The sequence below is a fragment of the Streptomyces fodineus genome (assembly GCF_001735805.1).
GTDB classification, from domain to species: Bacteria; Actinomycetota; Actinomycetes; order Streptomycetales; family Streptomycetaceae; genus Streptomyces; species Streptomyces fodineus.
This window is the reverse complement of record NZ_CP017248.1, coordinates 8762304-8786652: the sequence shown is the minus strand read 5'-3', so window position 1 is coordinate 8786652 and position 24349 is coordinate 8762304. Positions and strand designations below refer to the sequence as shown.

At 72.5% G+C, this 24349-nt stretch carries 11 protein-coding genes and 2 pseudogenes; 5 read left to right on the top strand and 8 right to left on the bottom strand.

Translation table 11 applies throughout. The features are described from left to right. Positions 1-7 precede the first annotated feature (7 nt). The 7 genes and pseudogenes from BFF78_RS48725 to BFF78_RS38060 form a co-directional block, all read right to left on the bottom strand. Positions 8-13707: pseudogene (locus tag BFF78_RS48725) on the bottom strand (SDR family NAD(P)-dependent oxidoreductase). A gap of 146 nt (positions 13708-13853) precedes the next feature. Beyond that, a complete protein-coding gene (locus tag BFF78_RS38085) occupies positions 13854-15581 on the bottom strand; it encodes a fatty acyl-AMP ligase (RefSeq protein ID WP_069782605.1) in 1728 nt (575 codons plus the stop codon). A gap of 466 nt (positions 15582-16047) precedes the next feature. Then, on the bottom strand, positions 16048-16659 hold the full coding sequence (locus BFF78_RS38080) for a GAF domain-containing protein (RefSeq protein ID WP_069782604.1): 612 nt from the start codon (positions 16657-16659) through the stop codon (positions 16048-16050). Beyond that, on the bottom strand, positions 16625-17245 hold the full coding sequence (locus tag BFF78_RS38075; RefSeq protein WP_069782603.1) for a GTP-binding protein: 621 nt from the start codon (positions 17243-17245) through the stop codon (positions 16625-16627). Before BFF78_RS38075 ends, BFF78_RS38080 begins: the two co-directional genes overlap by 35 nt. Continuing rightward, positions 17223-17609 carry a DUF742 domain-containing protein gene (locus tag BFF78_RS38070; protein ID WP_069782602.1) on the bottom strand — a complete coding sequence of 129 codons (387 nt, stop codon included), beginning with the start codon at positions 17607-17609 and terminating at the stop codon, positions 17223-17225. The genes BFF78_RS38075 and BFF78_RS38070 overlap by 23 nt, the downstream gene beginning before the upstream one ends. A gap of 3 nt (positions 17610-17612) precedes the next feature. Further along, positions 17613-18005 carry a roadblock/LC7 domain-containing protein gene (locus BFF78_RS38065; protein ID WP_069782601.1) on the bottom strand — a complete coding sequence of 131 codons (393 nt, stop codon included), beginning with the start codon at positions 18003-18005 and terminating at the stop codon, positions 17613-17615. A gap of 75 nt (positions 18006-18080) precedes the next feature. Further along, positions 18081-19550: a sensor histidine kinase gene (locus tag BFF78_RS38060; RefSeq protein ID WP_227026029.1), complete on the bottom strand. Its 1470-nt coding sequence runs from the start codon at positions 19548-19550 to the stop codon at positions 18081-18083. Between the two features lie 259 nt (positions 19551-19809). On the opposite strand from BFF78_RS38060, the gene BFF78_RS46540 reads away from it, so the two are divergent. Then, positions 19810-19980 carry a hypothetical protein gene (locus tag BFF78_RS46540; RefSeq protein WP_159033130.1) on the top strand — a complete coding sequence of 57 codons (171 nt, stop codon included), beginning with the start codon at positions 19810-19812 and terminating at the stop codon, positions 19978-19980. On the opposite strand, the pseudogene BFF78_RS50310 reads toward BFF78_RS46540, so the two are convergent. After that, a pseudogene (locus BFF78_RS50310) lies at positions 19974-20390 on the bottom strand (integrase); the annotation flags it as partial. The gene BFF78_RS46540 and the pseudogene BFF78_RS50310 sit on opposite strands and share 7 nt — an antisense overlap. A gap of 174 nt (positions 20391-20564) precedes the next feature. Between BFF78_RS50310 and BFF78_RS38055 the strand changes: the two are divergent. The 4 genes from BFF78_RS38055 to BFF78_RS50300 all read left to right on the top strand — a co-directional run bounded on the left by BFF78_RS38055 (position 20565) and on the right by BFF78_RS50300 (position 24312). Next, the gene (locus tag BFF78_RS38055) at positions 20565-22322 is read left to right on the top strand and encodes a hypothetical protein (RefSeq protein ID WP_069782599.1); all 1758 of its coding nucleotides are present in this window, start codon (positions 20565-20567) and stop codon (positions 22320-22322) included. Then, positions 22323-22826, top strand: coding sequence for a hypothetical protein (locus BFF78_RS46535; protein WP_159033129.1), 504 nt, complete (start codon positions 22323-22325; stop codon positions 22824-22826). Positions 22827-23240: 414 nt separating this feature from the next. Beyond that, on the top strand, positions 23241-23882 hold the full coding sequence (locus tag BFF78_RS50305) for a hypothetical protein (RefSeq protein WP_418346725.1): 642 nt from the start codon (positions 23241-23243) through the stop codon (positions 23880-23882). 7 nt (positions 23883-23889) lie between these two features. Next, a complete protein-coding gene (locus tag BFF78_RS50300) occupies positions 23890-24312 on the top strand; it encodes an integrase core domain-containing protein (protein ID WP_418346724.1) in 423 nt (140 codons plus the stop codon). The last annotated feature ends 37 nt before the right edge of the window (positions 24313-24349 follow it).

Below are 24349 nucleotides of genomic sequence, written 5' to 3'. Positions count from 1 at the left end.
CACGTCCTCACTGCTGCTCCCAGGACCGGAACGCCCTCAGGTGGTCCGGTGTGACCACGGCCTCCAGGCTCTCGTCGTCCTGGTCACCGCCGCCGAGCGCGGCCACCAGTCGCCGTGCCGGTACGTTGCGCTCCGTGCGCTCCGCCGTCAGCCGGACTTTCGTGCAGCCCAGTTCCTCGGCACGGTCGGCCAGCCACTGCAACAGGCGTTCCTCGACCCCTCGGCCGAGCGCCCGGCAGCTCATCAGCCAGCCCGTGACCTCGAGTTGGTCGCGGTCCGCGCACAGGGCGAGGAGGGCGATCTGCCCGTAGTCACCGAACCGGTCCCGGGCCGCCGCCGTCCACACCTCGCCCCGCTCCCGCCACCGGGCGACGTCGCCGCCGTCGGCCGACCGGGAGTGGAGCACGAACTGGTTGGTTCGGCGGACGAGTTGCTCGGCCCGCTGTACGTCGGCCTCGGACAGCGCCCGGACGTCGACCTCCAGCTCCAGCTGCGCGAGGAACTCCTCGAACCCGGCCGCTTCGCGGACGGTCTCCCGCTCCCGCTCCTGCGCGTAGAACCGGGCCCGCAGCGCGTCCTCGGCGGTCGCCGCCGCCGGGACCAGCGGCCACAACCGGCCCAGGAACTCCTCCAGTTCGTCCGCGGACGGGCAGGTCACCGACAGCATCTGCGGCAGCGCGGAGCGCACCTTGGCGATCTCGGCGGGGTTGTCGTCCAGGAACAGGAAGCTGTCCAGGCCGAGGCCGAGCGTGCGTGCGGCCTCGGCCAGGCGGCCCGGCTTCGGTCCCCAGGCGGCCGACAGCACGCTGAAGTGCTCCGCCCTCAGCAGGCTGTCCGGGCGCTCCAGGACGGCGCGGACCGTGGCCTCGTCGTTGTTGCTGACGAGCGCCAGCAGCGCGCCCGTCTCGCGCCACTGCAGCAGCCTGCGCGCGAGCAGGGCACGCGGGCCGGACAGGTCGACGGCCTCGGGGCCGATCTCGCCGGCGACCCCGCCCCACAGGGTCTCGTCGCCGTCCACCGCGATCACCTTGGGCGCGGGGCGCAGCACCGCCCGTACGACCTCGCCGAGCCGCAGCGCCACGGCCGCCTGGAAGGGCGGTGTGAAGGGCAGGTGGGCCAGCCGCTCGGTCCGCTCGTCGAAGCGTTCCCCACCGGGGTGATGCCGGGTCCAGTCGTCGGTGCCGAGCACCGCGATGCCGGGCAGGCCGGCCAGGTCGGAGGCCACCTCGCGCTCCCACTGCGTCAGTCGGTCCTCCTGACGGGCGGCGGGCAGGAAGCCGACGATCAGCGGCTTGCGGGTGCGTTCCGACAGGGCCTTCAGCGCGGCCGCGTAGGCGGTGCGCAGCTCGGCGAGCAGCGCGTCGTCGACCGGGCCGAAGCGCTCCAGGTCCACCGCCCGCAGCAGCACCGCACCCACCGCGGTCGCGGGGTCGGCGAAGACACCCGAGGGGTCCTGGAGACTCGCGAGCACGTGGTGGTACGGCGCCTCGGCGATCGCCGGTCCGCCGTCCCCGGCCAGGTTCTCGACAGCTGCCTCGCACATCAGCGGGAGGTTGCCGAGGGCGAAGGTGGCGGCGAGGGCCAGGGACCGGCGAGGTGCGGGCGCCGTACCCGCGGGAGCCCGGGTGCCGGCGCGCGCCGGTGCCGCAGGGTCCTCAGCCGCCTCCCCCAACAGCCGCAGGAACTCCTCCCCCAGCTCGGCGGTGGTCGCGGCGTCCAGGATGTCCAAGTTGTGGTCGAGCCGGATGCGTGCCGCGTCCGGGGTCATGGTGATCATCAGGTCGAGGTCGGAGTAGCCGGTGCCGGCCGGCAGCACCTCCAGCCGGGTGAGGTGGCGCGAGGACCGTACGTAGTTGAAGTAGACCTCGACGAGCGGCGCGTTCTCCCGGTGCAGGCCCTGCCGGGCCAGGGTGGCCAGGACGTCGGTGAACATGGCGCCCTTGGCCAGGAGGCGCTGCAGGCGCGCGTCGGTGCGGCGCAGCACCTCGGCCACCTGTTCGCCCGCGCGGGCCTCGGCCGGGAACGGCACCGGCACGCCGAAGAAGCCCACCGCGTCGTACGCGTCGGCGTGGATGCGGGTGTCCACGGGCACGGCGAGCACGAACCGCTCCCGTTCCCGCTTCCTGGCCAGCAGCACCGTCAGGGTGCCGAGGCAGAAGGCGGCGGGGGTGACGGCCAGCCTGCTCGCGGCCGCCGCGACCCGTTCCGTCAGCCCGTCGGGAATCGTCGCGGTCACGCTGCCGGCCCGGTACGACCGGGTCGCCGGGGTCGGCCGGTCCAGCTCCAGGTCGAGCCGTTCGCTGCCGTGGAAGTGCTCGCGCCACTCGGCGCCCGCCCCCGCGCCGCCCTGCTGGGCCTCGATGAGCAGGGCGACGTCGCGGTTGGTGACGGCGGCGTCGAGGGGGGTGCCGGACAGTTCCGCGTCGATCTCCCCGGCCACGAGCAGCAGCGACTGCAGGTCGCTGACCGCGTGGTGGGCGCCGAACACCAGAATCTGGCCGTGTGCGCCGCCGTCCACCAGCTCGAACCGCCACAGCGGTGTCGTCGCCAGGTCGAACGGCGGCTCCATCAGGGCGCGCAGGCGCTCGGCGCCGTCGAGTGGGCCTTCGACGGCCGTGCAGCGCAGCACCGGCTCCGCCGGCTCCCGGTCCACGCGCAGCTGCCGGACGCCTTTCTCCCCGGTGATGATCGCGGTGCGCAGGGCCGCGTGTCGCGCGACGAGCCGGGTGAGGATGCCGGTGAGCGTCTCCGGTGTGGTCGGCGCGATCAGCCGTACGGCGAGGCCGATGCCGTGCGCCGCGTCCGGCATGCCCGGCCGGGCGCTGCGCAGCAGTCGTACGACGTCGCGCGTCGCGGGCCGCAGTTCGGTCTCCGGGACCTCCCGGGCGAGGTCGCCGGAGGCCTGCCGCGCCACGGCGCCCCGCTCCGGAAGGCCCTCGGCCAGGGCCTGGGCGAGGCCGCGGATGTCGGACGCCGCGAACACGTCCGCGGCCGACGGCTCCACGCCCAGTTCGCGGACGAAGGCGTTGCGCAACCGCACCAGCATCAGGGAGTCCAGGCCCAGTTCCTTCAGGGCCGTGGTCGCCGACGCGTCGACCGCTCCTCCGGAGACCTCGCCGACCCGGGCCCGGACGTACGCCTCCAGCCAGGTGGCGCGGTCCTGGTCGGTCGTCGCCGCGAACACCTTCTTGACGAGGTCGTCCGAGGCGGCCGTGCCCGTCGGGACGGTGATCAGGTCGCCCAGGATCGGGCGGGTGCGCACCGCGTCGGGGACGAGCGTCAGCATCTCCCGGTCCAGGGCGATCGGCGCGAGCTGGCGGCGGGCGGTGGCCAGGACCCGCTCGAACAGCTCGCCGCCCTCCTGCGGCGAGAAGGCGACCAGGCCCGAGCGGCTGGTCTCGGCGGCCCGGGTGCCGGACCCGGCGACCATGCCGACACCGGCCCAGGCACCCCAGTCCAGGCTCAGCGCCCGGCGGTCGGAGTGGGAAAGGTGGTGTGCCCAGGCGTCGAGGAAGGCGTTCGCCGCCGAGTACGGGCTCTGCCCGGCCGACCCGAGGAGTCCTGCCGCGGAGGCGAACAGGACCAGGTTCCGGGCCTCCGGGATCAGCTCGGTGAGGAGAGCGGTGCCCAGAACCTTCGGGGCGAGGACGCGCAGGACGCGTTCGTCGGTCAGGTTCGCCACCATGGCGTCGTCGAGCACACCGGCCGTGTGCACGACCGTGGCGACCGGGCCGCAGGCGTGCCGTACGGCGTCCAGGGCGGCCGTGAGACTCTCCCGGTCGGCGACGTCGGCGCGGGCCAGGTGCACGGTGACGCCTCGCGCTTCCAGACCCGTGATCCAGTTGCCGGCCTCCGCGTCGGGCGCGCCCCGGCTCATGAGAGCCAGCCGGCGGGCCCCGCGGCGGACCAGCCGCTCGGCGACGACGCGGCCGAGGCCGCCCAGACCGCCGGTGATCAGGTGCACACCGTCCACTGAGGTCTCGCCGTGATGGCCGTCGTCCGGGCGGGTGCGGGCCAGGCGCGGCACCAGGCGTCCGGTGCCGCGCAGCGCGACGAGCCGTTCGTCGTCGGCGTGCCTGAGCTGGGTCCACAGGGCGTCGACGCCGTCGGTGGGCGGCAGGTCGATCAGCGTGGTCGACAGCTCCGGGTACTCCTGCGCCACCGTGAGCCCGAAGCCCCAGGCGAGCGCCTGCTGCGGGTTGGTCACCCCGGTGCTGTCACCGGCTGCCTGACTGCCGCGTACGACCACGAACAGGCGCGGAGCCCGGCCCTGCGGACGGCCGACGAGGGCGCGCACCAGGTGCAGGGTGCTCAGGCAGCACAGCCGCGCCGCCTGCTCGGCCGATCCGGCGTCGCCGATCGCCGGGGCGTCGAGGGCGGTCAGCTGCACCACCTGCTCGGGCTGTCCGCCCGCGAAGGCCTCCTCCAGCAGCCGGGCCAGGTGGTCGGGGTCGGCCGGATCGAGGACGTAGCGTCCCGGTCCCTCGACGGCGAAGGCGTTGCCCCGGCGGGCGACGACATGCGGCACCGAGGAGCCGAACCGCTCGCCGAGCGCATCCGCCACCCCGGTGTCGTCGGCCAGGACCAGCCAGCTGCCCTTCACCGGCGGTTCCTGCGCCACCGGGCGCGGGTGCCAGCGGGTCTCGAAGAGGGCGCCGTCCAGCGGCGAGAGCGCGGCCAGCCGGAACTCCTCGATCTCCAGGACGAGTTGTTCGTCCTCGTCCCAGATCCTGATGTCCAGGGTGGCGGTGTCGCCGGACACGGAGCGCAGTTCGCAGCCGGCCCAGGCAGGCGTGGTGCGCCGGCCGGTGAACCGCAGCCGCCCCGCCCCGGCGGGCACGAACGCCCGGCCCTCGGGCGCGTCCTGAGGCAGGGCGGCCGTGTGGAAGGCGGAGTCGAGGACCGCGGGATGCAGCAGATGACCCGCGGCGGGCCTGGCGGCCAGCCGACCCAGGGCCGCCGAGTGGCCGCGGCGGCCCTGCTCCAGGCCCCGGAAGGCGGGGCCGTAGTCGATGCCGAGGGCGCTCAGCCCGGCGTACACCGCCGGCAGGTCCGCGTCCTGCGTGCACTGCTCACGCACAGTGGTGAGCCACACGTCGTCGAGCCGTACGTCGGGCGGGGGCTGCTCGCCGGTCACCGCGACGCGTCCGCCGACGTGCCGCACCCACCGCGGGCGCCGCTCGCCGGCGCCCGCGGAGGCGACGGTGAAGGACCGGAAGCCGTCCCGGGCGGGCCGCAGCACCAGCTGCACCCGTACGGGCCGTTCGGGATCCATCCGCAACGGCTGGACGAACTCGATCTCGCTCAGGTGGACTTGGCGCCCGTCCTGCACCGCGGAGGCCGCCTCCAGCACCATGTCGAGGAAGGCGGCGCCGGGCAGCCAGACCTCGCCGTCCACCCGGTGGTCACTCAGATAGGCGAAGCGGCTGTCCCGCAGGTCGATGTCGCTCTGGAACAGGTGCCGGTCGGGCTCGTCACTGGACTCGAGGTGGGTGCCGAGGAGCGGTGAGGAGCCCGTGGTTGTGGCCGGGGCGGGCGTGAGCCAGTGGCGTTCACGGGCGAAGGCGTACGTCGGCAGATCGACGCGACGGCCTTGCGGGAACAGCGCGGGCCAGTCGGGCGTGTGGCCCGCGACGTACAACTCGCCGACCCTGCGCAGCAGCATGCCGGGTCCGTCCTGCTGACGGCGCAGCGAGCCGACGCCGGCCACGTCGATGCCGGCTTCGGCCGCAACCGCCTCGATGGACGACAGCAGCGACGGGTGCGGGCTGAGCTCGACGAAGTAGCGGTAGCCGTCGTCCAGCATCCGTCGGACGGTGTCGGCGAAACGGACGGGCTGCCTGAGGTTGGCGTACCAGTACTCGGCGTCCAGCCGGTCGCCGGAGACGGGTTCGGCCAGCACCGTCGAGTACAGCGGGGTCGACGCCCGTGCGCCCCGGATGCCGGAGAAGCGGTCGAGCAGCTCCTTGCGCAGGGGTTCCATCAGCGGGGTGTGCGAGGCGAACGGCGTCGACAGCCGTCGTACGGCGATCCCGCGCTCCTCCAGCCCGCGGCGCAGCTCGGCCAGCGCGTCGGCGGCGCCGGAGACGGCCGTGGAGCCCGCGCTGTTGACCGCGGCGACGAACAGCCGGCCCGCGTAGGGGGCGAGCAGTTCCTCGACCTGCGCCCGCGGCAGTTCCACCGCGACCATGCCACCCTGCCCGACCAGCGGGACGACGGCCTCGGCCCGACCGGTCACCACGGCCACGGCGTCGTCCAGGCCGAGGGCGCCCGCGCTGTACGCGGCGGCGATCTCGCCCAGGCTGTGCCCGACCACGGCGTCCGGGACCACGCCGAGGGCCCGCCACGCGGCGGCCAGCGCCGCGTTGACCGCGAACAGCACCGGTTGCAGGCACTCGGTCCGATGCAGCGGGGAGAACTCCTCCGGTGCCCGCAGCGCGTTGAGCACCGACCAGCCGACGTGCCGCTGCACCGCCTCGTCGATCCGGGTCAGCTCCTCGCGGAACGCCGCCGACCCGGACAGCAACTCCAGGCCCATGCCCGGCCATTGGCCGCCGTGCCCGGAGAAGACGAAGGCCACCCTGCCCGTCTCCTCCTCCCGCGGCGTGGCCGGTTGCGCCCGTTTGCTGCCCAACGCATCGAGCGCGGCGCGCAGTTCGTCCACGTCGCCCGCCGTGACCGCCGCCCGCCAGGGGAAGTGGCTGCGGTGCCGGGCCAGGGTGTAGGCGACGTCCGGCAGCGGCGTGTCCCCGGTCAGGTGCCGGGCCAGCCGTGCGGCCTGCCCGCGCAGCGCGGCCTCGCTCCGCCCGGACAGGATGAACAGCCGCTTGCCGGACGGCGGTTCACCTGCGAGACCGGGCTCCGGCGCGGACGGCGGGGCCTCCTCCACGATCACATGGCCGTTGGTCCCGCTGATCCCGAAGGCGCTGACGCCGGCCCGCCGGACGCGCGCCTTCGCCGCCGGCCACGGCACGGCTTCCTGCAGCAGGTGCAGGCCGCTGCCGTACCACTCGACGTGCCGGCTCGGTGTACCGGCGTGCAGGGTGGCCGGCAGCATCCCGTAGCGCAGCGACTGCACCACCTTGATCAGTCCGGCGATGCCCGAGGCGGCCTGCGTGTGCCCGAGGTTGGACTTGAGCGAGCCCAGGTACAGCGGGCGGTGCCGGGGGCGGGAGGCACCGAAGACCTGCGCCAGGGCGTTCGCCTCGATCGGGTCGCCCAGCGTTGTGCCCGTGCCGTGCGCCTCCACGTAGTCGATGTCGGCGGGTTCGAGGCCGGACAGCTCCAGGGCCCGCCGGATCACCTGTTCCTGCGCCGGGCCGTTGGGCGCGGACAAGCCCTGGCTGCGACCGTCCTGGTTAACCGCCGTGCCGCGCAGCACCGCAAGCACCTCGTCGCCGTCCCGCCGCGCGTCGCTCAGCCGCTTCAGTACGAGCATGCCGGCACCCTCCGCCCAGACGGCGCCGTCGGCGTCGTCGGAGAAGGAGCGGCAGCGGCCGGTCGGGGACAGGCCCCGCAGCCGGCTGAACTCCACGAAGGTCTGCGGGGTCACCATGAGCGTCACACCGCCGGCCAGCGCCAGGTCGCAGTCGCCCGACCGCAGCGCCTGCGCCGCCAGGTGCACCGCGACGAGCGACGACGAGCACGCCGTGTCCACCGTCAGCGCCGGGCCGTGCAGCCCGAGCGCGTACGCCAGCCGGCCCGAGGCCACGCTGAGCGCCGACCCGGTGCCGACGTACCCGTCCAGCTGGTCGAGCCGCGAGCCCGAAAGGTAGTCGCTGCCGAACATGCCGACGTACACGCCGGCGGTGCTGCCCGCCAGTTCGGCGGGCACGATCCCGGCGCGCTCCAGCGCCTCCCACGCGGTCTCCAGCAACAGCCGCTGCTGCGGGTCCATGGCGGCCGCCTCCTTCGGGGTGATGCCGAAGAAGCCCGCGTCGAAGGACTCGATCTCGTCCAGGAATCCGCCCTCCCGGGCGTACGACTTGCCCGGCGCCTCCGGGTCGGGGTCGTACAGCGACTCGACGTCCCAGCGCCCGGCCGGGAACGGGCCGACCGCGTCACGGCCCTCGGCGACCAGCTGCCACAGCTCCTCCGGGTCACCCACGCCGCCCGGCAGGCGGCAGGCCATGGCCACCAGGGCGACCGGCTCGTCGTGCGCCGCAGTGCGGGGGTGCGGCGCGGCGACGGGGCGGCGGGCGGTGGGGCCGCTCGTCGCGATCACGGTGGCCAGCAGGTGTTCGGCGAGGCGGGCCGGGGTGGGGTGGTCGAACAGCAGGGTGGCCGGGAGCCTGGAGCCGAGGCGGGCGCCGATGCGGTTACGGAGCTCCACCGCCGTCACCGAGTCCATGCCGAGGTCGCGCAGCGGCTGGTCGGCGCGGACGGACTCCGCCGAGCGCAGACCGAGGGCGCGGGAGGCCTCCTCGCGGACCAGCGCCAGGACGCGGTCGGCGCGCTCGGCCTCCGGCAGCCGGGCCAGCCGGTCCGCCAGGCCGTCCGCGCCGTCCTGCCCGGTGCGGGGCGCGGGCAGCAGGGAGCGCCACAGCGCGGCCGCACCGCCGCCCGCGCCGGCCGTGGTCTCACGCAGGCGGGGCAGGTCGAGCGCCCAGGCGACCAGGTGCGGGGCGCCCCGGCGCAGCGCGAGTTCGACGAGGTCGCGGCCCTGTTCCGGAGGCAGGGCGCGGTGGCCGAGGCGGGCCATCCGCTCCAGGTCGGCGTGTTCGGCGGCGAGACCCTCGCCCGCCCAGGCGCCGAAGGAAATCGACACCGCGGGCAGCCCCAGGGCGCGCCGGTGGTGGGCGAGTTGGTCGAGGAAGGCGTTGGCGGCGGCGTAGTTGGCCTGACCCGCGTTGCCGACGACACCGGCGGCGGAGGAGACCAGCAGGAACAAGTCGAGCTGCGCGTCCGCGGTGAGCCGGTGCAGGTGGGTGGCGCCGTCCACCTTGGGGCTGAGCACCCGCGTGAGGCGTTCGGGGGTCAGCTCGGCGACCCCCCGTCGTCCAGGACGCCGGCGCAGTGCACGACGCCGCGGAGTTCGTCGGCGACAGGACCGACGATGTCGGCCAAGGCCGCAGCATCGGCGACGTCGCACGCCGCCACCTCGACCGCGGCGCCGAGCGCTGCCAGTTCCGCGATGACCTCGGCCGTGCGCGGGTCGTCGGCTCCGCGCCGGGACGTCAGCAGCAGGCGGGGCACGCCCCGTTCGGCGAGGAGCCGGGCGATGTGGCGTCCGACGGCGCCGAGGCCTCCGGTGATCAGTACGGTGCCGTCGACGGGTGTCCGTGCACGGTCCATGTCGGCGGCGCGGGCGCGCACGAGCCGGGGCACGAGCAAGGTGCCCGCGCGCCGGGCGAGTTCGGGCTCGTCCCGGTGAGCGACGGCGGCGAGCAGGGCAGCCGCGGGATCGGTGTCCTCGAGGTCGAGCAGCGTCAGCCCGAGGTCCGGATGCTCAGCACGGGCGCTGCGGGCCAGGCCCCACAGCGCCGACTGGGCGAGGCCCGGCACGGTGTCCCGGTCGTCGGCCGCGACCGCGCCGCGGGTCACCCAGATGGTCCGGGTGGGTGCCTTCTCCTGTGCGGCGAGTGTCTGCAGTTCGGCCAGCGCGGCTTCCGTCACCTGCCGTGCGGCGGCGGCCGTTTCGGCGTCCTCGGCCGGTTGTGGCCAGAACCGTACGAGCACGTCGCCAGCCGTGTCGCGACATTGGATCCCCGCGGCCTCGAGGCCGCGCAGGGCTGCGACGACGTCCGGGTCGGACGGGTCGCCGACGACGGTCCAGTCACCGGCCGGTTGCTGGACGCTCGGTTCGGGCGCGGTCGTCCAGGCCACCTCGTACAGGTGCCGCCCGTTGCCCGAACCGCCGACGAGATCCGCCGGGCTCGCGGCCCGCAGCCGTACCCCCTCCAGCCGGCCCGCGGGGAAGCCGTCGGCGTCCCACAGCGTCACGTCCAGCGTGAGATCCGTTTCGGTGGCGCCGGTGCGCCGCACGAGCACGGTGAGGTCGTCGGCGCCGCGGTGCGACAGCGCTGCGCGGCCCACCGCGACCGGAAGGAGCACCCGGCCATCGGGGGCGGCGCCTCCTTCGAGGGCCGCGGCCACGTGCAGCGCTGCGTCCAGCAGCGCGGGGTGGACCGGGTAGGGGTCGGCCAGGTCGTGGGCCACGGACGGCAGCGACAGCCGGGCCAGCAGCTCGCCGGCGCCGGTCACCACCGCCTCCCGTACGCCCTGGAAGGCCGGACCGTAGCCGAGGCCGAGCCCGGTCAGCCGCTCGTATGTGTCCGGGCTCCAGGCGGCCTCCGCCGCCTGAGGCCACACCGGCGGCCGCCCCGCCACCGGGGTCGTCCCGGCCGCCGAGGCGGTGGCGTGCTGGGTCCAGGTGGCCTCCTGGCCGCGCGGGCGGCTGTGCACGGTGAGCTCGGGTGCCGGGCCGGCGGTGACCACCTCGACGGACACCTCCACCGTGCCGGATGCGGGCAGCACGAGGGGTGTGAGCAACAGCAGGTCGGTCACGTCGGCCGGCTCGTCCGGGCGGGCCACGGCGAGGGCGGCTCGGCACAGCTCCAGCAAGGTCGTGCCGGACATCACGGTCCGGCCGAACACGGTGTGGTCGGACAGCCAGTCGGCGGTGGCCTGGGACCACTCGTTGCGGAAGGTCCAGCGGGTCTCGTCGGCCGACTGCAACTGGACGCCGAGCAACGGGTGCGCGGCACGGTCGAACAGGCCCGGACCGCCCGAAGCGGACTCGGGTGCGATCCAGTGGCGCCGGGTGTCCCAGGCGTAGGTCGGCAGGTCCGCCCGGACGGTGTCGGCGGCCAGGCGCCGCCAGTCCAACCGCCGTCCGTGGACGTCCAGTTCGGCGGCGGCGCGGTCCAGACAGGCGGGTCCGTCCTCGTCGCGGCGGAGGGAGCCGACGGCGACCAGTTCGTGGCCCAAGTCCTCGCCGATCGTGTGCATCGCGGTGAGCAGGGACGGATGCGAGCTGAGTTCGACGAAGTGGCGGTAGCCGTCTGCCGCCATGCGCTCCACCGCGGGCGCGAAGCGGACGGGTTCGCGCAGGTTGGTGTACCAGTAGTCGGCCTCCAACTCCTCGGTGACCGGCTCACCGGTGACGGTGGAGTACCAGACGACCGACGTGGGGTACGTGGTCACGCCGTCGATCTCGTCGAGGATCGTCGCGCGCACCTGCTCGACCCGGGCGCTGTGGGAGGCGTAGTCGACGTCGAGGCGACGGACGAAGACCTGTTCCCCATCGAGGTCGGCGAGCAGGCCCTCCAGCGGCTCCACGTCACCGGCGATCACGGTCGCCCGGCCGCTGTTCACGGCGGCGACCGAGACCCGGCCACCGAGACCCCTGATGCGGGTGACGACCTCGGTGTGCGGCAGGCCGACGACGGCCATGGCGCCGGTGCCGGACAGCTCGGTCAGAGCCCGGCTGCGCAGGGCGACCACCGCGGCCGCGTCGTTGAGGCTGAGCGCGCCGGCGACGCAGGCCGCGGCCACTTCGCCCTGGCTGTGCCCGATCACGGCGTCCGGCCGGACGCCACGGGCCCGCCACACCGCGGCCAGGGACACCATCACCGCGAAGAGCACCGGCTGGACGACATCCACACGGTCCAGGGACGGGGCTCCCGCCTCACCGCGCAGAGCCGTAGCCGCGGACCAGACGGTGAACGGTCGCAGGGCGGCGTCGCAGCGGTCGAGTTCGTCGGCGAACACGGGATCGCGTTCGAGCAGGTCACGTGCCATGCCAACCCACTGGGCGCCCTGACCGGGGAAGACGAAGGCCACCTTGCCCGCGGGCAGCGTCCGCCGGGGGCCGGCGGTCAGGTCGGGATCGGGCCGGCCCTCCGCGAGGGCCCGCAGCGCGCTCAGCAGTTCGTCCCGGCCGGCCGCCTGGACGACGGCACGGTGCTCGAAGTGGGTGCGGTGGTGGGCCAGCGTCGCGGCCACGGCGGGCAGCGGCAACTCCGACCGCGCGACGAGACGTGCGTGAAGTCGACCGGCCTGGCTTTGGAGCGCGGGGAGCGTGCGGGCGGAGAGCGGGAAGAGTGTCGGGCCGCGCAACTCCGCCTCCGCCCCGGCCGGTGCGACGACGTCCTGTGGTGCCTCCTCCAGCACGACGTGCGCGTTGGTGCCGCTGATACCGAACGCGCTCACCCCGGCCCGCCGCACGCGGTCGCCGTCGCGCGGCCACGCCCGGGCGCTGCCGTGCACGGCCAGGCCGCTGCCGGCCCAGTCGACGTGCTCCGTGAGGGTCTCGGCGTGTAGGGACGGTGGTATGAGCTCGTGCCCGAGCGCGAGCACCGTCTTGATCACGCCGCCGATGCCCGCGGCGGCCTGGGTGTGACCGATGTTGGACTTCAGCGAGCCGAGGCCGAGAGGCCGGTCGGCGGGGCGGCCCGGTCCGAACACGGCGGCCAGTGCGCGACCCTCGATGGGGTCGCCGAGCCGGGTGCCGGTGCCGTGCGCCTCGACGTGGTCCACGTCGTCCGGTGCGAGTCCGGCGGCGTCGAGGGCGGCGCGCAGCACCCGTTCCTGCGCCGGGCCGTTGGGGGCGCTCAGCCCCTGGCTGCGGCCGTCCTGGTTGACGGCCGAGCCCTTGACCACGGCGAGCACCTGGTCGCCGTCGCGGCGAGCGTCGGCCAGCCGCTTGAGCAGCACCACACCGCAGCCCTCGGCCCACACCACGCCGTCCGCGTCGGCCGAGAAGGGGCTGCACCGCCCGGACGGCGACAGCCCACGCAGCCTGCTGAACTCCACGTGTCCCCGCGGGGTCACCAGCAGGCTCGCGCCGCCCGCCAGGGCGAGGTCGCACTCACCTGCCGCCAGCGCGCGGGCCGCCAGGTGCAGGGCGACGAGGGAGGAGGAGCAGGCGGTGTCGACGGTGACCGCCGGGCCCTGCAGACCGAGGGTGTAGGCGATGCGCCCGGAGGCCACGCTGGGTGCCGAGCCCGTGCCGACGTGCCCGTCGAGCTGGGCCAGCGAGGCGGAGGCGAGGTATCCGCTGTCGTACAGGCCGATGTAGACGCCCGTGAGGCTGCCGTGCAGCGTCTCGGGGACGATCCCGGCCCGCTCGATCGCCTCCCAGCTGGTCTGCAGCAGCAGCCGCTGCTGCGGGTCCATGGCGTCGGCCTCTCGTGGCGAGATCCCGAAGAAGGCGGCGTCGAAGCGGTCAATGCCGTCGAGGAAGCCGCCACGCAGCGTGTACGCCTTGCCGGTGGCCTCGGGGTCGGGGTCGTAGAGGTTCTGGGTGTCCCAACGGCCCGCCGGTACCTCACAGATGGCGTCCTCGCCGGCGGTGAGCAGCCGCCACAGCCCTTCGGGGTCGTCGGCGCCACCGGGGAAGCGGCAAGCCATGGAGACGATGGCGATGTCGTCGTCCGCCGCCCGCGGCGGAGCCTCGGCACGGGCCGGGCCGGCCGTCGGAGCGGGCGGCTCGCCGAGGACCGCGTCGGCCAGCGCGGCGATCGTGGGGTGGTCGAAGACGAGCGATGGCTCCAGTGGTCGGCCGGTCCGTGCGGAGAGTTCCGCGGCCAGCGTCACCAACCGGCGTGACCCCAGCCCGAATTCCGCGATCGGCCGGTCCGGGTCGACGGCCCGCGGGTCGAGCCCGGCGGCCTCGGCGACGGCCGACCCCAGCCAGGCCCGTACGTCCTCGGCAGTGGTGAGCGGCGTGATGGTGGACTGCTTCCGGGGCTCGTTCGCAGGCATCTGGGCAGGTGTCCTCAAGCAACGGTGATGCGGGCGGATTCCGCACGACCGCATGCGGCAGCGGCGTACGGCTGAGATCGGGTGATGTACGGCCGAAGTCGACGGACGTGCGGCCGGCGCGGGCGGGCGCGCCGGCGGCGGTGGGGTCATCCCGTGACGGGCACGTACACCGAGGCGAGGGTGCCGTCGAGGTAGGCCGCCCGGGAGGCGTGGCGCTGGATCTTCCCGCTGGACGTCTTCGGGATGGTGCCGGGGCGGACCAGCACCACGTCCCTCACCGACAGGCCATGGGCCTGACCGATCGCGCTGCGCACCAGGTCGGTGATCTTCTCGGCCTCGCCGGCCGCCTCGGGCGCCACCTCGGCCACCACGACGACCTGTTCGCCCTCCACGCCGCCGGCGTCCACGGAGAACGCTGCGGTGCAGCCGGGCCGCAGTGCCGGGTGGGACAACTCCGCGCACAGCTCCAGGTCCTGCGGGTAGTGGTTACGCCCGTCGATGACGACGAGGTCCTTCAGGCGGCCGGTGACGAACAGTTCGCCGTCCCGCAGGAAGCCGAGGTCGCCCGTGCGCAGGAAGCGGCCCTCGCGGCCGGACAGGGTGGCGCGGAAGGTCTCGCGGGTGACAAGGGTGTTGCGCCAGTAACCCTTGGCCACACTCGCGCCGGCGACCCAGATCTCGCCGACCTCGCCCTCGGGCAGTTCCTCCTGCCGGTCAGGGTCGGCGATCACCACGGTGATCCCAGCCCCGGGCCGGCCGCAGCCCACGGCGGCCGCGTCCGCCTCGCCGGCGTGCGGGCCGGTCTCGGCGGCCTCCAGCAGGGTGGGCGGGGCGTCCACCGCACCGCCGGTGACCATCAAGGTGGCCTCGGCCAGGCCGTAGCAGGGGTAGAACGCCTGATGGCGGAAGCCGGCCGCGCGGAAGGCCTCGCTGAATCGTCGCAGCGTGGCCGCGCGCACCGGTTCGGCGCCGTTGAAGGCGACCTTCCACGCACTCAGGTCGAGGCTGTCGACCAGGTCGGCGGTGGCGTGCTTCAGACACAGCTCGTAGGCGAAGTTCGGGCCGCCGCTGGTGTGCGGCCGGTAGCGGCTGATCGCGGTCAGCCAGCGATCGGGGCTCTGCAGGAAGTGCAGCGGCGAGAAGAGCGTGGCCGTGGCGCCCAGGTACAGCGTGTTCAGCACCGGGCCCATGAGACCCATGTCGTGGTATACGGGGAGCCAGCTGAGGATCAATTCCCCGCCGTGCTCCGCGAGGGCGTCCGGGGTGTGCCCCATCCGCTCGGTGATGATCCGCTCGTTGTCCAGCAGGTTGCCGTGGGTGACCGCCACACCGCGCGGAGCGGAGGTGGAGCCGGAGGTGTACTGCAGGAAGGCCACCGAGTCGGCGGTGAGGTCGGGGGCGTGCCAGGAGCCGGCCGCGTCGTCGGGGATGTCCTCGGTGGCGACGCAGGTGACCGCGTCCAGGTCGGGCAGGTGCTCGGTCCAGGTGCGCAAGGCACGGATGACTTCACGGCCTCCGAGGATCACCTTGGCGTCGGAGTCGGCCATCAGACGCTTCATCCGGATGAGAGCGCGGTGGTTCTGCGACCGTCCCTTCGGGGGCACCCCCGGCACGGCGACCACGCCGGCGGCGAGGCAGCCCAGAAAGGCGGAGACGAACTCCAGGCCGGGCGGATGGAGCAGGAGGGCGCGCGAGCCGGCCAGGCCACGGTCCTGGAGCCAGGCGGCGACGGCCCGGGAGCGGCGGGCCAGCTGTCCGTAGGAGATCTCCTGGGTGTCCCCGTCGCAGTCGCCGGTGAGGAGGTACCGGTAGGCGGTACGGTCGGGCTGTTGCTGGGTGTGTACGGTCAGTAATTCGACCAGGGAACGAGCCATGTGTCGAGTCCCACCTGTCCGGGTCAGCGGGTGAGGGAACTGGAGTTCGACGGCCGCGTGATGCGCACGCGCAGAAGCCGTTGACCGGGCCCCCTTGCCAGGTCATCCGTCTCGCCACTAGCCCGGCGGCGAGATGGCCGCAGGTCTCCCCGCGCCCCCCACTCAGCTTGCTACCAATGAGTAACACCATAACAAGTCCCGCCGGTCGACGGGTCGAACGCATGTAAACGCTGCGTGTCCAAAAGGAGTTGGCTGTCCGCCGGCTCCGTCGGGCCGGCTCGCCCGTCCACGCACCCGGCGCCCTCCCGACGGTCGGAGCCGCTCACTGGCCGACGGCTGGGCCGTGGGAGGCTTCGACATCAAACGACATAGGGTGTCCGACCAGCCCGCCCGCTTGTCGACGGCCGTTTCCCAGAACCTGCAGCTCACAGACCATGGATGGGTTGTGCGAGTCCGGCAGCGCTGGTCAGCTGCGACGGCGCGCCGACTCCTCGAGCCGTTCGACCAGTTCCGCTGCCATGGCCTTGATGGTTTCCAGCCCCGTACGCCCCCATGGGTGCGGGTCCTGGTCGACTACGCAGATCGTGCCGAGCACCACGCCGGTGCTGTCTATCAGCGGTGCGCCCAGGTAGGAGTGGACGCCGATCGCGTCGACCACGGGGTTACCGGCGAACCGCGGGAAGTCCCGGATGTCTTCCAGCACCAGCGCCCGGCGGCGCTTGACCACGTGCGGGCAGATGCCCATGTCGATGTCGCGGGGCATGACGCGGCCGGGCACCGGGTCCTCCAGCAACGGCGGTCCCACGTGGACCGTGGTGTCCTGTGCGACGCTGTACAACCCTGCGAAGTACTGGCGGTCGGCGTCGAGGAAGAAGTTGACCCCGGCGTAGCAGCCACCGGTACGGTGTGCCAGCTTCCGCGCGAAGGCGTCGAGTTCCGTATCCGGGCGGGCTTCGATGCCCAGCTCGCGCAGCCGCTCGGTTCGGGTACGCGCCTGTGGGTCCTCCGGGGGGAGGAGCAGGTGGCGCAGGGCGATCCCGGACTCAGGCCCGGAGGAGTCGGTCGGTGTCGCTGCCATGGGAACTCCTTGTCGTGAGCAGATACTGAATCAGTTCGAGCAGCACGCGGATGCCCGCGCTCTGGACGCGGGCGTCGCACAGCACCACCGGCACCTCCTGCCTGAGGTCGAGAGCGGTCCGCACCTCCTCCGCGCGGTAGCGGTGGGCGCCGTCGAACTCGTTGACGGCAACGACGAAGGGGATGCCACGGCGCTCGAAGAAGTCCACCGCTGCGAAGGAGTGCTCCAGCCTGCGGGTGTCGGCGAGGACCACCGCCCCGAGCGCTCCCTCGGAGAGCTCGTCCCACATGAACCAGAAGCGTTCCTGTCCTGGCGTGCCGAACAAGTACAGGACATGGGACGGACTGAGCGTGATCCGGCCGAAGTCCAGGGCCACCGTGGTGGTGGCCTTGTTCTCCACTCCGTCCAGCCGGTCCGTGGCCGCGCTGACGGCGGTCAGTATCTCCTCGGTGCTCAGCGGCTCGATCTCGCTGAGCGCGTTGACGAAGGTCGTCTTTCCCACGCCGAACCCGCCGGCGATGAGCACCTTGATTCCCACCGGCAGGACTTTGACGGGCAGCGGATCACAGTCGTTTGAGGAGGCCATCGCGTACCGCTTCCAGGAGGTCTCGATCAGGTCGTGCGGAGTGGCCCGGGGCAGGCGGGGGCGCATCACCTGCGACCACCGCGCCTCCCTCGGCCAGATCGGACAGCAGCACCTTGACCACGGCGGCGGGCACCTGCATCCGGGCCGCGACCTCGGCGACGCTCACCGGCCGCTCGCACAGCGCCAGCACCTGCGCATGGTCCAGTCCGAAGGCGCCGTGCGTCTGGGCGCCAGTGGCCCGCACCACGGTCACGAGCGTGAAGTGGGACGTGGCCCTGGTCCGGCCGTCGCTCACGGTGTAGGGACGGACCAGCCGCCCGACCGCTTCGTCGATCAGCGGTCCGTCTGGGAGGACCGGCGTCATCGGTTATCCCACCGGGTGCCGGGGCGGTGTGGCCAGGTGCGGGCGCACGCTCTTCACCATCATCCCCATCTCGTAGCCCAGCACCGCTGCGTCCGCCTCGCGTCCGGCCAGCACCGCCAGCACCGCGCCGTGCCCGGCGGCCGAGACGAACAGCAGCGAGGAGCTGAGTTCCGTCACGATCTGTCGCACGTCACCGCCGTCGTCGAAGTGCCGGCCCGCGCTGCGCGCCAACGAGTACAGCCCACTGGCAAGGGCGGCCAACTGATCCGCGGCGTCCTCGTCGAGTCCTTCCGCTGCCTTCACCAGTCCGTCCGAGGACAGCAACAAGGCACTTCGGGTGTGTGGCACCCGGTTCACCAGACCCGTCAACAGCCAGGAAAGGTCTTCGCTCGCCATGATCGTGTACTCCTCTTCGACGGAAGGAAACGGCTTGCTGGACGGGGCCCCGGGGCCTTCAGGGCGGCTCGGCTGTCAGTGCGTCTCCGCTTCCTCGGCTCTGCGCAGTCCGGTCTGGAACGCGGCCATCAGGCCCGGGTCGTGTGCGATGTCCTCGGCGGCACCGGTGCTGGGGACCGGGTGCGGCTGTTCGGCGGCGTGGTCCTGGCGGCGGCGCTGAGGCAGCCGCGGACGGTCGTCCTCGCCGTCGGAGGGCATCGGGGCGGGCTGGGGTTCGGAATCGGACACGCGCGGATCCGCGACGACGGTCAGCACTGTCGCCGGGGGGTCCGTCGCCTCGGGTTCCCCTGGGTCTTGCGGCACCGCGTCAGGGGTCGCGACAGCGGGGTGCTCGGGCGCGGGAGCTGCCGGCTGCGGGCCGAGCAGTGCCGTGGGCAACACCATGACGGCCTGAGTGCCGCCGTAGACGTTGCTCTGCAACTGCACGGCGATGTCATGCCGCTGGGCCAGGACCGAGACCACGTACAGGCCAATCCGGCCGTCCTGCAGCAGCTCGCCGAGGGCGACCTTGTCGGGTGCGCCCAACACCGTGTTCATTTGGTTGCGCTCGGCTGCCGACATGCCCAGGCCTCGGTCTTCGACCTCGATCGCCACCCCGGCAGCGACGGGCTCGACCCGCACGTGCACGGTGGTCTGGGGCGGTGAGAAGACCGTCGCGTTCTCCAGCAGCTCGGCCAGCAGATGGACGACGTCGACCACGGCGTGGCCGCTGACCGTTCCATCGATGGGCGGGACCAGCTTGACCCGGGCGTACTGGTCGATCTCGGCGACGGCGGAACGTAGCACGTCGGTCAGGCCGACGGGACGGGTCCACTGGCGGTGGGTGTTCGCGCCGCCGAGCACGGCCAGGTTCTCGGCGTAGCGGCGGATCCGGGTGGACAGATGGTCCACCCGGAACAGCCCCTTGAGCAGGTCGGGGTCCTCGACCTCGTTCTCCAGGCTGTCCAGCAGTCCGATCTCGCGGTGCACCAGTGACTCGAGTCGACGCGCCAGGTTGGCGAACACCTCGAACTGCTCAAGCCGGGCGGTGTGTTCCGCGCCGAGCGCACCAGCGGCGGTCTCCAGCAGGGCTGCCTCCGCCTCGTGCCGGGCCGCAGCGATCTCGAATCCGAGGCGGGAGAGGTCGTCCGGGCCGGTCTGCGGGGGCAGTTCTGGCCGGCGCCGCACAGGGGGCTCCCCGGCCCTCAGCCGACGGAACAGCGACTCCAGTTCGGCTCTGCCCTCGGCTGTGATACGGATCAGCTCGGCCAGCTCGGCACGGTCCCGGTCGGCCGCACGGGACAGCTCCGTCGAGTGCTTGGTGACTGCTCGTGCCTCCGCCGAAGCCCTTACACCCGCGATTCCTGCCGCCATGGCGCCGACGAGGACCACACCGCCGGACATCGCCACCTGGTCCGCCCGGTCCAGGTGGCCATCACTGACCAGCGCGGTGGCCACCGCACCGGCCACGGCGACCACGCCCGGTGGCAGCACGGACCACAGCAACTGACGCCGCCTCAAGGACCCGGCTCGCGACTCCGCCGTCACACGGGCGGTCACGGGCGCTGCCGGCCGGTCGTCCGGCGGCGTGAAAGGATCGGGCATAACAGTCCCTGGACAGTGCGATGATCAGGCCGAGCGGGCACGTTACCGCGCACCAGGACTCCGGTGTCAGCCTCTGACAGGCACAGAGATCGAACCGTTGTCCTTATCTTCGCTTCGATGTGCCCGTCCCGGCGTGTGAGTCGGGACACAGCTCGACGAGATGTTCAAGAAGGTCGACGTGGCTCTGGCCGAGCGCGCCGACATGGCGCTACGGCTGCCGAGGCTGGAGTTCGACGACGACGGCGTCCTGCGTCGCACAGCCGGCAACCAGCAGGCCGGCGCGGGATTTGCCCTGCTCACCGAGGGTGCCACGCCGGCGTCCGTGTCCTGAAGGTCCATGAGCATATTTCGGGCGAGTCGGGTGACCCATGCCGCGGTCGGGTGCGCGGTCGCACCGGGGATCCGCACACGCCGGGTGGCGTGCTCGATCGTCGCGAGGACGTACAGGGTCGCCCCGGTCAGGGTCTTGGTCGCGAAGAAATCGACGGCGCGGATGGCCTGTGCTTGACAGCGTAGGAATGCAGCGCCGGTTGTGCAGGTGTGCTCGGGTGCGGTGCCGATGCCGTGCTCCTTGAGGATGTTCCACACAGTGGATGCGGCGACCGTGATGCCAAGGACGACGAACCCACTGACGGAACGTACGGCGCGCGGTCGCCTGGGACGTTTGGGGCGGGAGGCCTCGGCGTGGCGGCGGCGAAGCAGGTCGCGGTGCCAGCGCGGCAGTGTGTCGGGCGAAAAGAGTTCGGATTCCTTGCGACGGACGCCGCCTACCTCCCCGTAGAGCAGACGAAGGCCTGATCAGTATCGCCACGCACCATCCAGTCTTCGTCCAACTCACGAACCCCGGAGGAATTTGTGGCTCTCTTCTCCGCGCTACGTCTTCACCGCAACAGTCGGTCGCGGTGGCGCGTTGCCGTGGGGTTGCTGGCGCTGGTCTCCGGTGCTCTGCCGAGTGTGTCGGCCGACGCCGCCGCTCCGCCCTCGGGCTCGGTCAGCGACACGGCGCCCACGGCCACGTGGAGCGCCGGTCCTTTCGTCATCCCGAACATCTCCGGCACCGCGGGACCGGTCAGCTGCGGGAATCCGCAACTCTGCGACGACTATGCCTTGAAGGTGTCCGTACCTGCGGGCTACGACGCTGATCACAGCCTACGCATCGACATCAAGTGGCCCGACACCGCAGCCGACTTCGACCTCTACGTCCTCGACGCGAACGGTCGTGAGGTGGCCGCCTCGGCGTCCTCCAGCGACCCCGAGACCGTGCTGCTTCCGGCGCTGACGGCGTCGTACACCGTGCGCGTGGTGCCGTACGCACCGCTCGGTGACAGGTTCACCGGCGTCGCAAGCCTGGTCGCCAACCCGGCCGATCCGCCGCCGAGCACGGCCGTCCCGCCGACGTACTCCAGCTCCTCGGCACCTGACGGCATCAAGGACGCGCACAACGCCGGTGAACCCTCGATCGGCGTGGACCGCGCGAGTGGCGCCGCGATGTTCCAGGCGTACACCTCGACGCTCAAGGTCACCTACGACAGCGACGGCACCGCCACTTGGCAGGACAAGAGCGCGCACGCGGCCAACGGCTGCCCCCAGGGCAGCACCACCAGCCTCGACCCGATCCTGTTCACCGACCCGGCCGCCCACCGTACCTTCGAGTCGCAGCTCGCCGGCAAGACTGCTCTGACCTGCTACACCGACGACGACGGCGAGACATGGACGCCGACGGGCGGCTCCGGCATCAACTCCGGTGTGGACCACCAGACCATCGGTGGCGGCCCCTTCGCCCCAGGCGGACCTGGCGCCCTCACGTCCTACCCCAACGCCGTCTACTACTGCTCGCAGGACATCGCCGACGCCTCCTGCGCGGTCAGTCGGGACGGCGGTCTCGCCTATGGGCCCGCCGTTCCGATGTACTCGCTGCTGGATTGTGGCGGTCTGCACGGGCACGTGAAGCTCGCGCCGGACGGCACGGTGTACGTTCCCAACAAGGGCTGCGGCGGCAACCAGGCCGTGGCCGTCTCGGAGGACAACGGGCTGACGTGGACGGTCCGCAAGAACCCCTCCAGCACCCCCGGTGACTCCGACCCGAGCGTGGGCGTCGGAGCCGGCGGGACGGTCTACATGGGCTATCAGAACAGCGACGGCACTGCGCGTATCGCCGTCAGCCACGACGAGGGCAAGACGTGGCTGTACGACCAGAACGTCGGCGCGGCTCTCGGCATCAAGAACATCGTCTTCCCGGCCGTGACCGCAGGCGACGACGACCGCGCCGCCTTCGCCTTCCTGGGCACCACGACCGGCGGCAACTACCAGGACACGGCCGGCTTCAAGGGCGTCTGGCACCTGTACGTGGCCACCACCTACGACGGCGGCCATTCGTGGGTCACCGTCGACGCCACACCCACCGACCCGGTCCAGAGGGGCTCGATCTGCACTAGTGGCACCACCTGCGGCCAGGACCGCAATCTTCTGGACTTCATCGACGTCACCCTCGACGCCCAGGGCCGCGTGCTCGCCGCGTACGCCGACGGCTGCACCGGCACCTGCGCTACCGGCGGGCCCCAGAACTACGACGCACTGGCCTCCATCGCCCGCCAGGCCACCGGCAACACGCTGTACGGCGCGTATGACGCCGTGGTCCGCGGTGCACACACGAAGCCCAAAGGAGGCCAGTAGGTGAAGTCCTTCCTCCCCGCTGCCGCATTGGGCGGCGTAGTCCTCGGCCTGGCGACTGTCACGGGATGCTCGACGACGACCAAGCACGCCGGGCCCGGAAGACAGACGCGGTATACGGCCGGGCAAGGAGCAGATCCGTCTGCCACGAAGGCGGCCGACACCGCGTCCGGCGGCTGTCCTACCGCCACCTCACTGCCGCTGCCCAAGGACTTCCCGGCGACCCTGCCGGTGCCCGACGGCGCGGTCGTCACCTCGGTGGAGCACCGCACCGGTAACCGGCTCGTCGTTGTCACAGTCGTACGGGGCGGCTTCGACTCCGCGCTGTCCTTCCTGCACAAGCAACTCCCGAAGGCCGGATACGCCCTGAAGGAGGGCGAGGTGGAGCAGGACGACGCCGAGTCGAACTTCTCCTCCGCGACCGTCAACGGCCGCTGGACCCTGCAAAAGACGCCTGATTGTAAGGGAGGGGTGTGCCTGACGTACCTGACGTCCGCCGCCTCCTGAGCTCGGTCAGACCGACACCACTTGTTGACCAGGTGGAACTACGGGTGGCCACCTCTCGCCGATCCCGGGACTTCGCAGAGCGGGCGCTGGCCGCGCAGTATCTGCGGACTGGGCGCGAAGAAGGCCTGGCCTCCTTGGCCGAGAAGCAGCGTCCGGAACCTCCGTGCCCGACGGGAGACGGTACGCGGGCGCACGTATCTCCTGGCCAGGCTGCTGGGTTGCGGCGTCTGCGGTCGACGCATGGAATCCCACTGCGCCCACCACCGTCCCGGCTACTCGTGCCGCCACGGCCACACCAGCGCTATCCGCCCGAACCCGGCCGTACCCGCAACGTGTGGGGCTCGTAAAGTCATCGCCGCAGGTTGGGATGGTAGAGCGGTCCCGGCTGGGACCATGTCCCCCCTGATCCTCTCGATGCTGTACAAGGTAGCCCGCAAGCTGTTGTCCGTCCCCGCGGTGCTGCTGCGCCGCGACACCTCGAAGGACGCCGAGTTGCTTGTCCTCCGCCACGAGAATGCGGTGCTACGGCGTCAGATCGCCGGCCTGGTCCGCTACGAGCCCGCCGACCGGTTCTGGCTGGCCGCACTCTCCAGCCTGATGCCCCGGCGCCGCCGGCGCGAGGTCTTCGCGGTCACTCCCGGTACCCTGCTGGCCTGGCACCGCAGGTTCATCGCCGCGAAGTGTGACTACAGCGCCCGACGCGGCCGCACTGGACGGCCGCCCACCAGGGCAGCGCTCAAAAAGCTGATCCTGCAGCTCGCTCGAGAGAACGCGAGGTGGGGACACAGGCGGGTCCAGGGCGAACTGGCCCGACTCGGGCACCCCATCGCAGCCTCCACGGTATGGGAGATCCTCCCCGCAGCGGGCATCGATCCAGCCCCGCGCCGTACCGAGCCAACCTGGCGGGAGTTCCTCACCAACCAGGCCCAGAGCATCATCGCCGTCGACTTCTTCCACCTCGACACTGCCCTCGGACGAAGGCCACGCACTGGCGTTCCTCGAACGCGGCGCCCGACGCCTGCACATCGCCGGCGTCACCGCAAACCCAACCCGTGAGTGGACGGTGCAGCGAGCGCGGAACCTTGCCGCCGACCTCGGCACGCGCATGGAGTCCCTGCACTTCCTGTTGCGTGACCGCGACGGCAAGTACGGCCAGTCCTTCGACGCCGTCTTCGAGGCCGAGGAGATGGAGATCCTCAAGAGTGCGCCGCGAGCACCTCGGATGAACGCCCACTGCGAGCGGGTGATCGGCAGCATCCGGCGCGAAGCCCTCGATCACGTCCTTATCCTGAACGGGGCCCACGCCCGGCACGTCTTGACCGCCTACGAGCGGCACTGCAACGACCACCGCCCCCACCAGGCCCGCAACCGACGACCTCCGGACGCCGACCAGCAGCCCATCACCGTGCACGAGCTCGAAGGCCGCAGGCTCCTCCGCACCCGCATCCTCAGCGGCGTCATCAATGAGTCCCGATACGCGGCCTGACCTGCAGCGACGACTTTCCGAGCCCCACAGGATGGCC